Raw genomic sequence first — 15,968 nt, forward strand, 5'->3', positions numbered from 1 at the left:
TGATCTCAATCTGTTCATGGTAGGTAAGAGCTGTGTTAGCTTACGTGGCTCTTATCTTGCTGACATGACTTGAGAAAAGCTGAGACAGCCAAAAGTTGCTTTAAATAGAGAAAGTTATTTGGAACAGATGCCGGTTAGTAAAGCCAGCAGGTAATACAAAAATATATGGGTAGTATTTGTGAGTGATAACGGAGTTTCTATTGATAAGTGCGATCCTAGCAACACAATTTCTATGTACAATTTATTAACATACGGCCGTGCAATTAAGGAGTAGCGCATGACGAAGACCCTCTTTCGCCAATCATTTCTTTTTGACAGCCTAGATCTTGAGCAAGAAGTGGTTGCAGGACAGACCGTACTGAGTAACGGTGTTCATATTAAGCTTCATCAACGCGGTGTATTGGAAGTGATTCCCGCAGAGTACAATTCTGAAACCAAGAACATCATCTTTTCAACAGGTATTCATGGTGACGAAACTTCACCAATGGAGCTGATTGATAAGCTCATTGAGGATATTGAAACCGGCTTCCAAGTCGTGACAGCAAGGTGTTTGTTCATCATTGCTCACCCAGAAGCGACCAATGCGCATACGCGTTTTCTTGATGTGAACATGAACCGTCTGTTTGATGAAAAACAGCACGAAAGTAATCGAGAAGTGGACATCGCGAACAACCTTAAGTACTTGGTTACTGAGTTTTACAAGGAAACGGTACCTGCCACTCGTTGGCACTTAGATCTACACTGTGCGATCCGTTTGTCTAAGCATTACTCTTTCGCCGTAAGCCCTAAGGTTCGCCACGAAGTTCGCAGTAAAGCCTTGTTCGATTTCATTAACAGTGCTCACGTTGAAGCGGTGTTGTTATCCAATGCGCCAACGAGCACCTTCAGTTGGTACAGCGCTGAAAACTTTGAAGCGCAAGCACTGACAATGGAGCTAGGGCAGGTAGCAAGAATTGGTGAGAACCAGCTTGATAAGTTAACGGCTTTCGATTTGGCAATGCGCAATTTGATTGCTGAAATAGAACCAGAGCATTTACCAAAGAAAACCATTACTTATCGCGTAAGCCGAACCATTGTTCGTTTGCATGATGATTTTGATTTCATGTTCTCTGATGCCGTTGAAAACTTTACGGCGTTCAAGCACGGTGAAGTGTTTGGTCATGATGGAGATAAGCCATTGATGGCGAAGAATGAAAACGAAGCGGTGGTATTCCCAAATCGTAACGTGGCTATCGGTCAACGTGCGGCCTTAATGGTATGCGAAGTCGAAACACGATTCGACCACGGTCAGCTTGTGTACGATTAATGTCCAGTCGGGTTTAAGCTACAAAACAACCGCCCAACTGGTTGAAATATCAAGGTTCACATTACGGTGTGAGCCTTGAGTTTATTTGGGGATACAGGTAAGGTTACGCGAACAATTTCAAAGTAGCTTGATATGGATTTCCAACAACTTCTTCACCAAAAACAGCGAAAATGGACGCGAGTCATTTATCTGATGGCTGCACTGCTTGTCACGCTGAGTGCGATTTATCTAATGGTTGGCGATCTCTTCATTTCCCCTCTGGGCACCTTGTCCACGTTAGAACAAAAACTACTGATTGATTTACGCTTACCTCGACTATTGGCAGCTATTGCGATCGGGGCTGGGTTAGCTGTATCTGGCGCAAGCTTACAAGTCTTATTGGGTAACGTATTAGCAGAGCCTGGTGTGCTCGGCATTTCTGGTGGTGCAAGCTTGGCGATGGTGATCGTGTTGTTCTTCTTGCCATTTGCTCCTACGCCTGAATTATTTATGATTGCCGCCGTTTTAGGCTCACTCTGTTTTACCGTGATTCTGGTTAGCATGGTAAAAACGATGCGACTGACTACGGCCAAGTTATTGCTGGTGGGTGTTGCGTTAGGCATTCTTTCTGGCGCGATGGTGACGTGGGCATTCTATTTTAGTGATGATCTTAGCTTACGCTTATTGATGTATTGGCTAATGGGTAGCTTGGGTGGTGTAACTTGGTACCAACACTCGCTCACGTTGGTGATGATTCCCGTGATTATTTGGTTGTGTTTGCAAGGTAGCAAACTAGACAAACTGATGATTGGCGAAACGCATGCCGCACAGTTAGGCGTGAACGTTCCGAGATTACGTTGGCGTCTAATCTTCGCTGTGTCTATTTTAGTCGGCTGCGCAGTAGCTTTGGGTGGTGTGATCAGCTTTGTGGGTTTGGTGGTGCCACACTTACTGCGTTTAGCGATTGGTACCGACAACCGATACCTTCTTCCTTTATCTGCCGTTGCAGGTGCCGCGTTACTGGTGTTTGCTGATATTTGCGCACGTACATTACTCGATTCTGCAGAATTACCCTTGGGTGTGATGACCACCAGTATCGGTGCACCAATCTTCATTTGGATGTTAATTAAAAATCATGATTCAAATTAAGAGCCTGAGCGTCGGCGCTCGTTTATTACCACTATCATTTGAGCTCAAGCAAGGGCAGGTGACTCATGTCATCGGTCCTAATGGCAGTGGAAAAAGTACCTTATTGGAAGCGATATCTGGCGTTGGTGATGGCTACAAAGGTGATATAAAGCTCGACGGTCAAGACTTGTCAGCATTATCCCTACAAGATTTATCATTGCATCGCGCTTATCTGTGTCAAAGTGCAAGACCCGCCTTCAACTTGGAAGTCTTCCAATACCTTGCGTTATCACTGCCAAGTTCATCGCATGGCCTTGATGCTGAAATCAACGCAGCTTTGGAAGAAATAAGCCAGATGCTAGACATTGCGGATAAACTTCACCGCTCAATACAAGCTTTGTCTGGTGGTGAATGGCAAAGGGTTCGCTTGGCGGGCATGTGTTTGCAAATTTGGCCGACGCTTAATCCATACGCAAAGTTATTGATCCTCGACGAACCTGCAGCGCCATTGGATATTGCGCAAGAAGCCTTGCTGTACAAGCTTATCGAACGAGTGGCTGAGAAGGGCATTGCGGTTATTATGGCTAACCACGACCTGAACCGAACCTTGAGACATGCCGACCAAGTACTGCTGCTCGACAAGGGCGTACTACAAGCCTCAGGCAGTGCAGAACAAGTACTTGCGCCTGAACAGCTAGAATCCGTATTTAACACGCAAGTAAAAAGCATCTCGGTCGACAATCAAACTTATCTTTTGTTTGGTTAACTTAGGCTCATCAATACAAGGCAACCTATATGTTTAGATATATTCAACGACGACGAATCAAGAAAGTAATCAAATCACTTTCTGCAAAGTTGGTGAAAGCGTACGGAAGCAGTGACTTTTTCTCTATTGGTCAGGTAGAAACGAGTTCTAGTGAACTGAGTAAGCGCCAACAACTGGTTGCTTTAGCTTTGTTTGCAGATCCACAAGACCTTGCTGTTGAACTGACTCCTGCCATTCAATTACTGCGTAATGACGTGTCTAACGACTTCTTCGGTGGTGAGGAATATACCGCGCGTGATGTACTTAATTTGTTGGGCGGTGGCGGTTGGAAGGGCGGTCGTATGGACGATGATATGTCGAATCGCTTTGGTATGCATAGCCGCTATTAGTTTAGCTCGTTCAAATTAACGTTTAATGATTTATCGATTTATAAACGTATACGCTCAGTAGCTTAGTAGCTTAGTAGCTTAATAGCTTAGTAACTTAGCCACTTTGCAACAGTCTCAACAACGTAATAATGAAGCTCAAAAGCACTCAATATCATTATTTATGCGAGCGTTTCAATCGGATTGATTCAATAAAAAAATACCTTCCTAGTGAACTATTTTCTTAGGGAATGCGTGATTCGTGTCGGTAAAAATCGATAATTCGAAGCAATATCATCTATCTCTAACGCATTTCTTTGAGTTGTGTGACTCTGATTCCTTTCAAAATAAATCCCACTTTTATTGATAGTTATGACGTATATATTTTCCGTGTTCTTTAAGTCAGAAACTATAAAACCTCGAACTGCAATCTTGATTAGTAAATGTCCAATCAAGATTGCATATGGGGTAAAATAATAGAGAGTGGGAAAGTGACAACTATAAATAATAATATTCTAAAAATAGCAGTAAGTGTGGCTATGCTATCGAGTGTGCCGTCAGTGGCAAATGCTCATGGCTGGTCTGAATTTCCAAGTGCACGTCAGAATACGTGTTATGAACAAGGCGGAGTTTGGTCAGGTACGCCACCAAATGCGGCGTGTGCTCAAGCAAAAGATATTTCAGGGTCATATCCTTTCGTTCAACGCAACGAGTATGCGAAAAATATCCAAGATTTCAACAATATCAATGCTGTGAAAGCTGCGATTCCAGACGGCACTTTGTGTTATGCCAATGATTCGCAAAAGCGTGGTATGGGCGCCCCTCATACAGGTTGGACTCGCACCGAGTTAAGCACTGGTACATTTGAATATGTATTCAACGCGACTGCACCACACAACCCTTCTTTCTGGGAGTTTTATCTAACGAAACCAAACGCGGATCTAAGCAAAAGTTTAGCGTGGGGTGACTTAGAACTTATCCAAAAAGAGGGGAATGTTCCGGTGAGCGGTGGCAAATACCGTATCAACGTGACGATTCCTTCAGATCGCTCTGGCGACGCAATCTTATACGTACGTTGGCAACGTGACGACGCCGCGGGTGAAGGTTTCTACAACTGTTCAGACATCACTATCGCGGGTGGTACAACTCCTCCACCAGATCCTACACCTCAACCTGATCTAGTCCGTGGCGACCTGTTTGTTTCTGACCAGTTTGGTACACCACAAGTTGGCGATACCGTTAAGTACGACATCATCAACAAGTACGGTGAAGTAGCGCGTAGCTTCGACATCGTTATCGACGCTTCAAACGTTAACGATTGGGCTCGCTTGTTGGCTTCAGAGATTAACGGCTGGCATGAAGAGTTTAAAGATGGCGCGATCTTCATTGGTGACTGGCACGCTGAAATGCAGCACTACATGTATTTCCAAAACGATTCTTCACGTAACTTCTTCAACTCAAAGGATAGCCGTGCTTCTGGTCAGTTAACGTTGATTGATGGTGGCGACGGTGGTGTTGAGCCATTGAAAGGCGACATCTACGAGCTAGTGAAGAGTGACAACGTAGTGAATGATGGCGACAAGGTTGTGATTGCAACAAATGAAGCGGCGACATTAACTCAAACTCAAGGTTCTGCTGTAAGCATCCAAAATAACGGCACTGCGTCAGTTGTCGTAGATACGACTGGTATTGTAGCTAATGAAACCTTGTCATTCATGGCTAGTTCTATTGAAAGTGATAGTGTTGAAACCTTCACGTTCGAAGTGATTGCCGATGACGGTGGTGTAACACCAGACCCAGATCCAACGCCGGATCCTGATCCGACTCCAGACCCAGACAATGGCACGTGGGACTTATCAGCGACTTACCTTGGTGGCGAAGTCGTGACTTACTCGAACCAGTCGTGGAAAGCGCAATGGTGGGTTCAAGGTGGTACAAACCCTAAAGCGACCTACGAAAATGATCAATGGGGCGTATGGCGTCCAACTAACTAGTCGGCTAGTTAATCTAAACCAAGTAACTAAGCAACTAAGGCACTACACTCGATTGATGAGTGTGGTGTCTTTTATTATGGGAGAGATAAACAAGTCGACCGTGAAGGTAATTGGGTTTAGGGTAGGGCTTTGTTATACCTGAATGTCCGAATGCTTCGAATATCCACGGTTTAGTAATCTTTTACACATTAGATAGAAAAGACTTTTTGATGAAAAAATCTCAGATACTTGCCAATACAATCAAGAATCAGATAGAACAAAACATCTGGCTAAGTGGTGAGAAGATCCCATCAATTAGAGACGCATGTAAGCGCTATAAACTCAGTATCGAGACAGTACTTCAGGCCTATCAACAGCTTGAAGACCAAGGCTATGTACGCTCAAAGCCTAAGTCGGGCTATTTCGTGTTACCGCGTAGAAATGTATTCACCTCAGAACACACGCAACAAAAAGCCATCAAGCCGTACCCCGTTAAAATCAGTGACCTGCTTTACGATGTGCTTCAACGAGCCAAAGACCCTAGCATCATTCCACTCAGCTCGGCATTTCCAGACCCTGCCTTGTTTCCTCATCAAGCGTTGTCGCGCAGTTTAGCCAATGCCAGTCGTCAAATGCCCGATAACAGCATGCTTACTAATTTACCACCGGGCAGTGAAACACTCCGCAGGCAAATCGCTCAACGCTATCAATCTGGTGGGCTAGATGTATTGCCCGACGATATTGTGATCACGTCTGGGGCAATGGAAGCACTTAACTTATGCCTGCAATCCTGTACCGAGCCGGGTGACTTAGTCGCGATAGAGTACCCTGCGTTTTACGGTGTGTTACAGACCATTGAAAGGTTAAACCTAACGGCGGTAGAGATCCCGACCGACCCTGAAACCGGTATCGATTTAGATGTGTTGGAGTCGGTGTTTGCTTCAATGGACATCAAAGCATGTTGGTTCATGACAGAATCGCAAAACCCTGTCGGTTACTCGATGAGTGATAACAACAAGCAGCGACTCGCCGAGTTAGTGAATGACCATAAGATCTCTATGATTGAAGACGATGTGTATCGTGAACTTCACGTTGGAAACCAAAGTTCATTGCCAGCCAAGGCTTATGACACCGGCGAGCAAATCATGCTGTGTGGTTCGTTTTCCAAATCACTGTCGCCGGGCTTTCGAATTGGTTGGGTAGTCGCAAGGAAACAAGCGTTAAAGATTCAGAGATTGCAGCATCTATCGACACTCTCCAGCAGTATTCCGATTCAGCTTGGCTTATCTCACTACCTGACGTTTTATAGCTATGACAACCACCTTAAAAAGCTTCGCAAACTGCTGAATGAAAGGAAGAAGGCACATATAGCACTTCTAGAGTCCAGTTTGCCTAAGAGTGCTCTGATTCATAAAAGCCAAGGTGGTTACTTCCTTTGGATAGAGTTGCCTCACTCTGTTTGTGTTGAGAAGCTTTATGAGCAAGCACTTGAAAACAACATCTCTGTTGCGCCGGGAATTATATTCAGCAGCGATAAAAAGTTCTCTCATCACATCCGTCTCAACTGCTCGTACGCTTGCGACGACAAAATCGCAGAAGCCATTCGTACTCTAGGTGGTTTGATTCAGACAATGGAATTACAAGCCTAAGTCGTTAGCTGAGTTACCGGCTGCTCCATACTTCAACGCTAGTCTCTACTGACTGGATAAATAATCTGTTCTGTTTTTTAATAACCAATCTGTTCTAGTTTGGTTTGTTCGAACTGTGCTGAAATACGCTCCAATTCTTAATATGAAATCCATCATTATGATGTTTGGAGCTTAAATGTTTGATGTAGTTGAATTGTCGCGTTTACAGTTTGCGCTAACCGCTATGTTTCACTTCCTCTTCGTCCCGTTAACTATTGGTATGTCTTGCTTACTGGCGATCATGGAGTCGATCTATGTGCTTACCGGTAAGCAAATCTATCAGGATATGACTCGCTTTTGGGGTAAACTTTTCGGTATTAACTTCGCCTTAGGTGTCACGACCGGATTAACCATGGAGTTCCAGTTCGGCACTAACTGGTCTTATTATTCTCACTATGTCGGAGACATCTTTGGTGCTCCTCTTGCGATCGAAGCCCTTGTTGCATTCTTCCTAGAATCCACCTTTGTTGGACTGTTCTTCTTCGGTTGGGAAAGGCTATCTAAACGCCAACACCTTATGGTGACTTGGCTGGTGGCGTTGGGCTCAAGCTTCTCTGCATTATGGATTCTAGTTGCTAACGGTTGGATGCAAAACCCGATTGGATCGGAGTTTAATTACCAAACCATGCGTATGGAAATGACCAGCTTTGCCGAAGTGGTGCTCAACCCAGTTGCTCAAGTTAAGTTCTTGCACACAGTCGCTTCAGCTTATACCTGCGGTGCGATGTTTATCCTTGGCGTGAGTTCATACTACTTGCTTAAAGGGCGAGACATTGCTTTTGCAAAACGTTCGTTTGCTGTCGCAGCTTCGTTCGGCATTGCTTCTATCATATCGGTGATCGTATTAGGTGATGAGTCGGGCTATGAACTGGGTGACGTCCAAAAAGTAAAACTCGCAGCGATTGAAGCTGAATGGCACACCGAACCGGCACCTGCGGCGTTTACTTTGTTTGGATTACCAAATCAAGAAGAAGGCAAAACCGACTTCGCGGTAAAAATCCCCTATGTGATGGGGATTATTGCAACAAGGTCTTTGGACGAGCAGGTGACGGGGCTTCATGACTTGCGTGACCAACATTTAGTTCGCATTCGTAACGGAATCATCGCTTATGAACTGCTAGAGCGTTTGCGATCTGGCGATACCTCACATGAGACAGAGCAAGCTTTCGATCAAACCAAGCAGGACCTTGGCTACGGCTTATTGCTCAAGAGATACACAGACACCGTGACTGACGCGACTGAACAACAAATCCAACAAGCAGCCGATGATTCAATCCCAACCGTGTGGCCATTGTTCTGGTCATTCAGAATCATGGTGGGTTGTGGCTTCATTATGTTGTTTGTTTTTGGCGCGGCTTTCTTACAAACCTACCGTAAAAACATAACTCAAAAGCCTTGGTTATTGAAGGCGGCACTTTGGTCAATTCCATTACCTTGGGTGGCAATCGAAGCTGGTTGGTTTGTTGCAGAGTATGGTCGTCAACCATGGGCGGTCGGTGAAATTCTCCCTGTTGCGGTCGCGGCTTCTTCTCAAACTGTTGAGAACTTACTTACGTCTCTCGCGCTAATTATTAGCCTCTATACCGTCTTCATCATTGTTGAAAGTTACTTGATGATTACCGTCGCTAAAAAAGGCCCAAGCAGTTTGAAAACGGGGCGTTATCACTATGAACAAACAACAACATCACTTGAAGCCAAATTGGCACAACAAGTTCAACAATAAGGTGACTGACTCATGTTTGAATATGACACATTGCGTTTAATTTGGTGGGTGCTAATCGGTGTGCTGCTGATTGGTTTTATGATTACCGATGGCTTCGATATGGGGGTAGGAGCGTTGTTACCGTTGATAGGTAAAACCAACTCTGAAAGACGAGTGATGATTAACTCCATCGCACCTCATTGGGACGGAAACCAGGTGTGGTTAATTACCGCAGGTGGCGCTTTGTTTGCAGCTTGGCCGTTAGTGTATGCGACATCGTTTTCAAGCTTATATGTTGCGATGTACTTGGCTCTTATCTCGTTATGGTTACGTCCTTTAGCTCTTGAATACCGAGCCAAGATAGACAACGACCAATGGCGAAAAGTGTGTGATTTAGCTATTTCGTTTTCAGGCTTATTTCCGCCGATTTTATTTGGTGTCGCGTTTGGCAACTTGATGCAAGGGCTTCCGTTCTCGCTCAATAGCTTGCTTATGGTTGAGTACCACGGATCGTTTGTTGATTTGCTTAATCCGTTTGCTCTGTTGTGTGGCTTCGTTGGGTTATTGATGGCGTTGTTGCAAGGCAGTGCTTGGCTGATGATGAAAACCACCGATGCGCTATACAACAAGGTAAGATTGGTTGCTCAGTTGAGTGCGATACTTGTGGTGAGTCTCATGGTGCTAGGTGGTTTAACAATAAGTCACATTGATGGTTATCAGATTGTCAGTGAGTTGAACCATAGCGCGGTTTCAAACCCGTTGAACAAACAAGCGATAGCAGAAACTGGTGCTTGGTTATCTAACTTCGAGATTCACCCTTGGATGTGGTTTGCGCCAATTGGCAGTGTGCTTAATCCATTGATGGCTTTGATCAGCGCAAGGTTGAAATGGGATGCGATTTCTTTTATTAGTTCCAGCCTGACTAACGCTTGCATCATTTTAACCGCTGGTTTCGCGATGTTCCCATTCATTATTCCGTCTAGCGTTAATCCAAGCCATAGCTTAACCCTTTGGGATTCGACATCAAGCGAACTGACCTTGAACATCATGACAGGCGTAGCATTTGTGATGGTGCCCATCATTCTGTGTTATACCGCGTTCAGTTATCGAACCATGTTTGGACGACTCGATAATGAGTATGTCGAACGCAACGGCAATTCACTGTATTAAGGAGTTTCTCATGTGGTATTTTGTTTGGATATTAGGCTTATTCCTAGCCTCTGCATTTGCAGTTTTGAATGTCATCAGCCTAGAGAAAAGTGACTCAGAAACTGAGTTCTGATTGGCGTTATGATTCATAAAAAGATCAGAAGTGTGATGCTCTGGTCTTTTTTATGAGCCTTCCTAAAGCGTAAGGTTTGGTTCTTCCTTCGTGGTACAAGATGGTAAGACTTAAATCGAGTGAGCTGCATTCTTTTAAGTACACCTATATCTCAACTCTATATAAGATTTAATCAAAACAATTCCATCTAACCTATTGTTAAATATTTACTATTTGATAATGTGTCTAGGTGCACATTAAGGATGTGTTTCATATTTAGCGATGAAAATAGTAGGAGTTGCGATGAGTATTATAGTGAGACGGTCTGAACCGTCAGATGCAAAGGGAATCAAAGAAGTTTACGAATGCACTAATGCTTATACCGGTACGCTGCAACTCCCAAATCCATCTCTGGAAAGCTGGCAAAAACGAATCTCTAACATGCCTGATAATGTGTACTCCTATGTCGCAATGATCGACGATGAGATCGTTGGTAATTTGGGAATGGAAGTGTGTGTAAACCCGAGACGGCGACATGTAGCTTCATTCGGTATGGGTGTTAAAGACGATGTGTTAGGCAAAGGCGTTGGTAGTCAACTGCTCGCGACAGCGATCGACTTGTGCGATAACTGGATTAACATCAAGCGAATGGAGCTAACGGTGTATACCGATAACGAAAGAGCGATTAGCCTGTATAAGAAGTTTGGTTTTGTGATTGAAGGAGAGTCCGCAGGATTTGCCTTTAGAAACGGCGAATATGTGGCGGCTTATCACATGGCTCGACTGGTATAGCATTTAGCTACAATTAACACTCGGTGACATTTAACACTCTACTGTAATTAGCACACAGCTACGATTAACGCACAGTTAGAAATCACAGACAGATAATAAAACGCCACGTTATTTAAACGTGGCGTTTGCTATTTGGGTGCGCCGATGCTTTAAGCAGCTTCAGTCGTAACCTTACCTAAGCCGTTAAAGGCTCAAGGTTCGCAGGACGGTAGTGTACTGATTTTAGTACTTTACCTTGGCGAACTGTCTTACCTTCAGATACGAAATCTTCCGCACACTTAGCGATGATGTATTCGCCTTTTTGAACCGCCATCAGTTTGATGTTCTGTTCAGCATAGAAAGCTTCGGTTTCTGCGTATTCTGTCTCGTTACGACATACTTTACTCATGTTGCTTGAGTGTACTTCGTCCCAGCAAGGTAAGAAGTCAATTGAGCGGTTTTTAGAAACATTCAACAGTAGGTCAATCAGGTAGCTGATTGCTAGGTTGTCTTCAACCTTCGCTTGACCAAGGTGAACCAAACGTCCCATCAAAACATACACGCTGTCTACAATAGCGTCCGCTTGTTCGATTTTAGAGTCAGCTTCTGCAAGCTCTGTCAGCTCTTCGATCGCTAGAGAGGTATGTAGCGTATCGCCTTTTTCGTCCATTGTTTCAGGATCAGCTACAGGCAGATCAAAAGTACTGCGGAACTCTTCAATGTCGCGGTAAAGGTGATCGTAGATTTCTTGGCTTAGTTGAGAAAGGTTCATTTTCCTATCCATTTTGTTTCGTTAATGGTGCATTTTATCAAAGCTAGCTATAGGGTGCTAACGTAAAGGCGACTTTTATTCATTGGTCTAATGAGGTATCTTGCATAAAAACTAATTGATTATTATATAACTTACAGTAAACCATCACGTAATATTGCCAATCAGCTCTCCGTCGTAGGATCACAGTTATGCACCAAGCTAATGAAAGTGAAGTTGTTATACGTCGTTTGTATCAAATTACCAATGATTACCGAAAAGGGTTCGAGGTTCAGATCGCTCAGCTGCTTATCATGGGGCTTGAACGTTTTAACTTAGACATTGGTATTTTGTCGAAAGTCGATGGTAATACTTATTCAGTTGAACATTCTGTCACACCCGAAGGGGTTGAGCTCAAAAGTGGTGACATCTTCGACACTGGGTCGACTTATTGTGCGATAACCTGCAAATCTGTTGGGCCTATTTGTATTGAGCATTGTGGTAAACATGATAAGTATGCGACACATCCTGCCTATCAGTCTTTTGGGCTAGAGTCTTATATTGGTATTCCAATTTTCGTCAATGATGAGATTTATGGCACCTTAAACTTTTCAAGCCCAGCTCCCTATCATCGTGAGTTTAAAGAGTTCGATATCGACGTGATGAGATTAATGGCGTCATGGATCGAAGTGGAACTGGTTAGAAGACAGCAAGAACGTAAACTGACAGAATTAAATGAAAAACTTGAATATCAAGCTTTGTACGATCCTCTGACACACTTGCCGAATCGACGTTGCTTGTTCAAAACGCTGAATGCAGAAGTGGAGCAGTTAAAAGGCTCTTTAGGTAAGGGGACATTAGCCGTCGTAGACATCGATTTCTTTAAAGTCGTTAATGACACTTACGGTCACCAAATGGGTGACGTTGTGTTAAAAAAAGTGGCAAACGTTCTGCGCAATAATATTCAAGATGGAGAGTTTGTGGCGCGTTTTGGTGGTGAAGAGTTCATTCTTTGGTATCCAAATAGAACCCCCAGTTGTGTTGAAGATAAGTTCATGGCTCTTTTACAAGAGATCAAGAAAATCACACTAGATAGTAAGCCTATCACCATATCAATTGGTGCGTGTCATTTTGAGTTGAGTACTGGAGATAGCAAAGGGGAAAGAATGTCGGCGTTAGACTCCTTAATCAAAGTTGCCGATGAATGCCTGTACATTGCGAAACAAAATGGACGAGATCAGTTTATTTCTCGCCCATATCATCAAGAACATTCCGGTTCGTAATCCAAAACGGGTTAGTTCTTGATGTACAATCGTTCGCGATTAACTAAATAGATAAGGGAATAGCTTACGACGCTCTTCAGGCGTTAAAGACTCAACTCTCGCGATGTTGGTATCAGGAATCGCTTCAGGGTTAGGGTAGTGTTTCAACACCTTTTCCATGCTTGCTTCACGAATCAAATGGTATACCGGATACGGAGAACGGTTGGTCAGATTTTCATCGTCTTCTGGATCCGCACCACCAAAGCAATAGTCTGGGTGGAAAGTTGCTACTTGGTAAACGCCTTCCCAATCTTCCTGCTTGATCAGTGCTTCAATCCAATCAATGAACATGTTGTAGTCGAAGAAATCTTGCAACATGTTAGGGACAACCACCAAAGTCGTTTCTAAATCCGCGACTGGCGTGTTATCTAATTCGACAAAGTGCGTCATGATGTCTTCTAGTAACGCTTCTTCCGTATTCACTTCACTCACAAAGATCTTAATCTGCTTGTTACGCTGTGGCTTGGCTGCGAATGGACACAGGTTTAGGCCAATAACGACATCGTCTAACCACTGTTTTACTTGGTCGTGGATGGTTTGAAGATCTGAGTTTTGAGTGTTCGACATAACAGGTTCCGAAATGAAATTTTGCGTAGGATATCAGAACGGACGTTAATCAAAAGCAATAATTGAGTTACAAAATCCATCCCACTTATGCTTGTGCGAGTTTAGAGGTTGAGACTTGAAGCTGTTTTAACTGGTAGACCCAAGCAAATATCGCAACATAGAAGATAGAACCACCTGCGATCACGCCATTCCAACCAAACAACTGCCAGCAATATAAGAGTAAGAAACCACCCAAGCTTCCGCCTATATAGTAATGGACTAAGTAAAGTGCCGTTGCTGTCGCTTTCGCGCTCGGTGCTTTTTGACTTACCCAAGAATAGGCTAGGGTATGAGCGAAGAACGCGCCGCCACTTATCAATAACAAGCCTGCTAACATGAACGGGACTTTGTCCACGGCGGAAACCAACATACCAATTAAGCTGATACACACGCCCATCAATATACCGTTTAACGGGTCAAAACGAAGTGTCCATTTGTTGGATAGCTTAGAGGTTACCGTACCGGCCAAGTAACACAGAAATATCAGCGAAGCTAAACCCACAGGCACCGAGTGAGGCGAAGTTACTAGCCTAAAGCCCATTACAGAATACAAATTAACGAACAGTGCAAAGTTAGCACCACCAATTAGCATCGCTAACCACAGTGTGCGGTTTCTCAAGTGCATCACAACCGAGCGGTTATGATGGAAAAATAGGCCTTTTTGAGGTTTGAAGTTTTGTTGGTCAGGCAGGCTGTACGCAATATAGAGTGCGCCTAGCAAAGATCCGACAACGAAAAACAAAACCGTTGCGTGCCAGTCGAAATAGTCCGTGATTAAGCCGCCGAGTACACGTCCAAAAATCCCTCCTAATGAGTTGGCCGCAATATAACCGCCGATCGCGACTGCGAATGCTTTGGGTGATAGCTCTTCGACCATATAGGCAACCGCCACCCCCGCAAAAGCAGCAACGGCGATCCCCATGAATGCTCTAGCAATAACAAGCTGTAGTAGGGTAGTTGTGAACACCATGCTCAGCCCGATTAGCGGGATAGCAAATAAGCTGAACAGTATGATGGGTTTCCGGCCAAAGGTTTCAGAAGCGATTGCCCAAGGCACCAAACTGATGGAAAGCCCAAGTGTTGTCGCGGCAAACAGCCAGTTAATTTGAGTTTCTGATACTTGGAAGTGCGAGGCCATGTGCGGCAAGATAGGCTGAAAGAGATAAAGGTTACAGAAAATGATAAACGAGCCAATCGCCAATGATTGGGTGATTTGTTTGTATTGAGTGCTACCTTTATCAAACATTTACGTTGTGCCTGCGCGAGTGAGTAAGCTATTTGTGAACAAGTTATCAGCACAAGCGTGATTAAAGAAATATATTAAAAATATCACCTCTATATATTTAGTATATCGCCATGCTTGAATCAAAACCCCTTCGACATTTTCTGGCTGTTGCTCAGTTTGGTAACTTCACTCAAGCCGCGAAAGCGCTGCATATTGCACAGCCTGCATTGAGTATCTCCATTAAAAAGCTCGAACAGACGCTAGAGTTGATTTTATTCCGGCGTGGAGATAAATCCGTCACCTTAACGGAAGAGGGAAAGGTACTGTTTGAGCATGCGAAGCGAATCGCCCAGCAGTTTGATGATGCTCAACTCGCAATGAATGAGCTAAAGGGACTAGAAAAAGGCGAGGTGCGATTAGGCGCTCCAAGCATGATGGGCAGCTACTTTTTCCCGCAAGTTGTGATGGCATTTAAAAGCCAATACCCAAACCTTAAGTTGACCTTGATTGATGCGGGTACTGAATCGATTAGGGAGATGCTATTAAACGGCGAACTCGATATTGGCGTAATCAACCATGAAAATGTCCCTGATGCTTTCGAAACCGACCACTTGTTGAGTTCTGAGATGGTCGCCGTTGTCGGTAAGGAGCATCCGTTAGCACAGCAGCCTTCGATGACCTTTGAAGAATTTTTCGCTCAAGAGCTGATCATGTTTAAATCGGGTTATTTCCACCGCGACTTCATTGATGCTACCTGTAAAAAATACAATCTAGATATGACCATCGCCTTTGAAACCAATTTATTGCCAATGATTCTTTCTATAGTAAAACGAGAGTTTGCCATTACTGCGCTGCTGAGTTTGGTCACAGAATATGAGAAAGACGTGATAGGCGTACCATTTAAAGACCCTGTGAAACTGAATTTATCTTTGGCTTGGAGAAAGGAGGGGTATTTGTCGAAGGCAGACAGAACCTTTATTGATTTCGTTAAGAGGTACGTGTGATTACCCTGCTGGGACTTATATCAATAAATTATTTATGTAACATATACACTACATTTAAATGGGTTATTTTGTGATTTACATTGCACTTATTGGGTAGTTTCTTATTGATTTATAGCTCAATATC

Annotated in this window: 15 protein-coding genes; 12 read left to right on the forward strand and 3 right to left on the reverse strand. The window is 43.9% G+C overall.

The window, feature by feature from the left end; genetic code table 11:
- Positions 1 to 277: 277 nt before the first annotated feature.
- From OCV44_RS06700 to OCV44_RS06745, 10 genes are all read left to right on the forward strand, one after another.
- Positions 278 to 1,306 (forward strand): succinylglutamate desuccinylase, encoded by a 1,029-nt coding sequence (locus OCV44_RS06700; protein WP_139684029.1) that lies wholly within the window; start codon positions 278 to 280, stop codon positions 1,304 to 1,306.
- 132 nt (positions 1,307 to 1,438) lie between these two features.
- A complete protein-coding gene (gene btuC / locus OCV44_RS06705) occupies positions 1,439 to 2,434 on the forward strand; it encodes a vitamin B12 ABC transporter permease BtuC (protein ID WP_139684028.1) in 996 nt (331 codons plus the stop codon).
- Positions 2,421 to 3,179 carry a vitamin B12 ABC transporter ATP-binding protein BtuD gene (btuD, locus tag OCV44_RS06710; protein WP_139684027.1) on the forward strand — a complete coding sequence of 253 codons (759 nt, stop codon included), beginning with the start codon at positions 2,421 to 2,423 and terminating at the stop codon, positions 3,177 to 3,179. The genes btuC and btuD overlap by 14 nt, the downstream gene beginning before the upstream one ends.
- Before the next feature lie 29 nt (positions 3,180 to 3,208).
- On the forward strand, positions 3,209 to 3,568 hold the full coding sequence (locus tag OCV44_RS06715; RefSeq protein ID WP_139684026.1) for a DUF6559 family protein: 360 nt from the start codon (positions 3,209 to 3,211) through the stop codon (positions 3,566 to 3,568).
- Between the two features lie 515 nt (positions 3,569 to 4,083).
- Entirely contained in the window at positions 4,084 to 5,538 is a 1,455-nt protein-coding gene (locus OCV44_RS06720) for a lytic polysaccharide monooxygenase (protein WP_139684052.1), read from the forward strand.
- A 209-nt stretch (positions 5,539 to 5,747) separates the two neighbouring features.
- A complete protein-coding gene (locus tag OCV44_RS06725; RefSeq protein WP_170213697.1) occupies positions 5,748 to 7,166 on the forward strand; it encodes an aminotransferase-like domain-containing protein in 1,419 nt (472 codons plus the stop codon).
- Between the two features lie 175 nt (positions 7,167 to 7,341).
- Positions 7,342 to 8,928 carry a cytochrome ubiquinol oxidase subunit I gene (locus OCV44_RS06730; protein WP_139684024.1) on the forward strand — a complete coding sequence of 529 codons (1,587 nt, stop codon included), beginning with the start codon at positions 7,342 to 7,344 and terminating at the stop codon, positions 8,926 to 8,928.
- 12 nt (positions 8,929 to 8,940) lie between these two features.
- Entirely contained in the window at positions 8,941 to 10,077 is a 1,137-nt protein-coding gene (gene cydB, locus OCV44_RS06735) for a cytochrome d ubiquinol oxidase subunit II (protein ID WP_139684023.1), read from the forward strand.
- A 10-nt stretch (positions 10,078 to 10,087) separates the two neighbouring features.
- A complete protein-coding gene (cydX, locus tag OCV44_RS06740) occupies positions 10,088 to 10,189 on the forward strand; it encodes a cytochrome bd-I oxidase subunit CydX (protein ID WP_004734907.1) in 102 nt (33 codons plus the stop codon).
- A gap of 282 nt (positions 10,190 to 10,471) precedes the next feature.
- Positions 10,472 to 10,960 (forward strand): GNAT family N-acetyltransferase, encoded by a 489-nt coding sequence (locus OCV44_RS06745; protein WP_017068284.1) that lies wholly within the window; start codon positions 10,472 to 10,474, stop codon positions 10,958 to 10,960.
- A 175-nt stretch (positions 10,961 to 11,135) separates the two neighbouring features.
- Here OCV44_RS06745 and OCV44_RS06750 read toward each other — a convergent pair whose 3' ends face one another.
- Entirely contained in the window at positions 11,136 to 11,711 is a 576-nt protein-coding gene (locus OCV44_RS06750) for a nucleoside triphosphate pyrophosphohydrolase family protein (RefSeq protein WP_139684022.1), read from the reverse strand.
- 188 nt (positions 11,712 to 11,899) lie between these two features.
- Between OCV44_RS06750 and OCV44_RS06755 the strand changes: the two genes are divergently transcribed.
- On the forward strand, positions 11,900 to 12,970 hold the full coding sequence (locus OCV44_RS06755; RefSeq protein ID WP_139684021.1) for a sensor domain-containing diguanylate cyclase: 1,071 nt from the start codon (positions 11,900 to 11,902) through the stop codon (positions 12,968 to 12,970).
- Positions 12,971 to 13,009: 39 nt separating this feature from the next.
- Here OCV44_RS06755 and OCV44_RS06760 read toward each other — a convergent pair whose 3' ends face one another.
- Positions 13,010 to 13,576 (reverse strand): DUF1415 domain-containing protein, encoded by a 567-nt coding sequence (locus OCV44_RS06760; RefSeq protein WP_139684020.1) that lies wholly within the window; start codon positions 13,574 to 13,576, stop codon positions 13,010 to 13,012.
- Positions 13,577 to 13,661: 85 nt separating this feature from the next.
- A complete protein-coding gene (locus OCV44_RS06765) occupies positions 13,662 to 14,861 on the reverse strand; it encodes an MFS transporter (protein ID WP_139684019.1) in 1,200 nt (399 codons plus the stop codon).
- Positions 14,862 to 14,971: 110 nt separating this feature from the next.
- Between OCV44_RS06765 and OCV44_RS06770 the strand changes: the two genes are divergently transcribed.
- Positions 14,972 to 15,844 (forward strand): LysR family transcriptional regulator, encoded by an 873-nt coding sequence (locus OCV44_RS06770; RefSeq protein WP_139684018.1) that lies wholly within the window; start codon positions 14,972 to 14,974, stop codon positions 15,842 to 15,844.
- Positions 15,845 to 15,968 lie beyond the last annotated feature (124 nt).

Source organism: Vibrio tasmaniensis (genome assembly GCF_024347635.1).
GTDB lineage: Bacteria > Pseudomonadota > Gammaproteobacteria > Enterobacterales > Vibrionaceae > Vibrio > Vibrio tasmaniensis.

What these genes read in the sequence shown, in the direction of transcription:
- OCV44_RS06725 (WP_170213697.1), top strand. Translation starts at nt 5,748, where the DNA reads ATGAAAAAATCTCAGATACTTGCCAATACAATCAAGAATCAGATAGAA.
- OCV44_RS06770 (WP_139684018.1), top strand. Translation starts at nt 14,972, where the DNA reads ATGCTTGAATCAAAACCCCTTCGACATTTTCTGGCTGTTGCTCAGTTT.
- OCV44_RS06765 (WP_139684019.1), bottom strand. Translation starts at nt 14,861, where the DNA reads ATGTTTGATAAAGGTAGCACTCAATACAAACAAATCACCCAATCATTG.
- OCV44_RS06720 (WP_139684052.1), top strand. Translation starts at nt 4,084, where the DNA reads ATGCTATCGAGTGTGCCGTCAGTGGCAAATGCTCATGGCTGGTCTGAA.
- cydX (WP_004734907.1), top strand. Translation starts at nt 10,088, where the DNA reads ATGTGGTATTTTGTTTGGATATTAGGCTTATTCCTAGCCTCTGCATTT.
- cydB (WP_139684023.1), top strand. Translation starts at nt 8,941, where the DNA reads ATGTTTGAATATGACACATTGCGTTTAATTTGGTGGGTGCTAATCGGT.
- OCV44_RS06745 (WP_017068284.1), top strand. Translation starts at nt 10,472, where the DNA reads ATGAGTATTATAGTGAGACGGTCTGAACCGTCAGATGCAAAGGGAATC.
- OCV44_RS06700 (WP_139684029.1), top strand. Translation starts at nt 278, where the DNA reads ATGACGAAGACCCTCTTTCGCCAATCATTTCTTTTTGACAGCCTAGAT.
- btuC (WP_139684028.1), top strand. Translation starts at nt 1,439, where the DNA reads ATGGATTTCCAACAACTTCTTCACCAAAAACAGCGAAAATGGACGCGA.
- OCV44_RS06730 (WP_139684024.1), top strand. Translation starts at nt 7,342, where the DNA reads ATGTTTGATGTAGTTGAATTGTCGCGTTTACAGTTTGCGCTAACCGCT.
- OCV44_RS06760 (WP_139684020.1), bottom strand. Translation starts at nt 13,576, where the DNA reads ATGTCGAACACTCAAAACTCAGATCTTCAAACCATCCACGACCAAGTA.
- OCV44_RS06755 (WP_139684021.1), top strand. Translation starts at nt 11,900, where the DNA reads ATGCACCAAGCTAATGAAAGTGAAGTTGTTATACGTCGTTTGTATCAA.
- OCV44_RS06715 (WP_139684026.1), top strand. Translation starts at nt 3,209, where the DNA reads ATGTTTAGATATATTCAACGACGACGAATCAAGAAAGTAATCAAATCA.
- btuD (WP_139684027.1), top strand. Translation starts at nt 2,421, where the DNA reads ATGATTCAAATTAAGAGCCTGAGCGTCGGCGCTCGTTTATTACCACTA.
- OCV44_RS06750 (WP_139684022.1), bottom strand. Translation starts at nt 11,711, where the DNA reads ATGAACCTTTCTCAACTAAGCCAAGAAATCTACGATCACCTTTACCGC.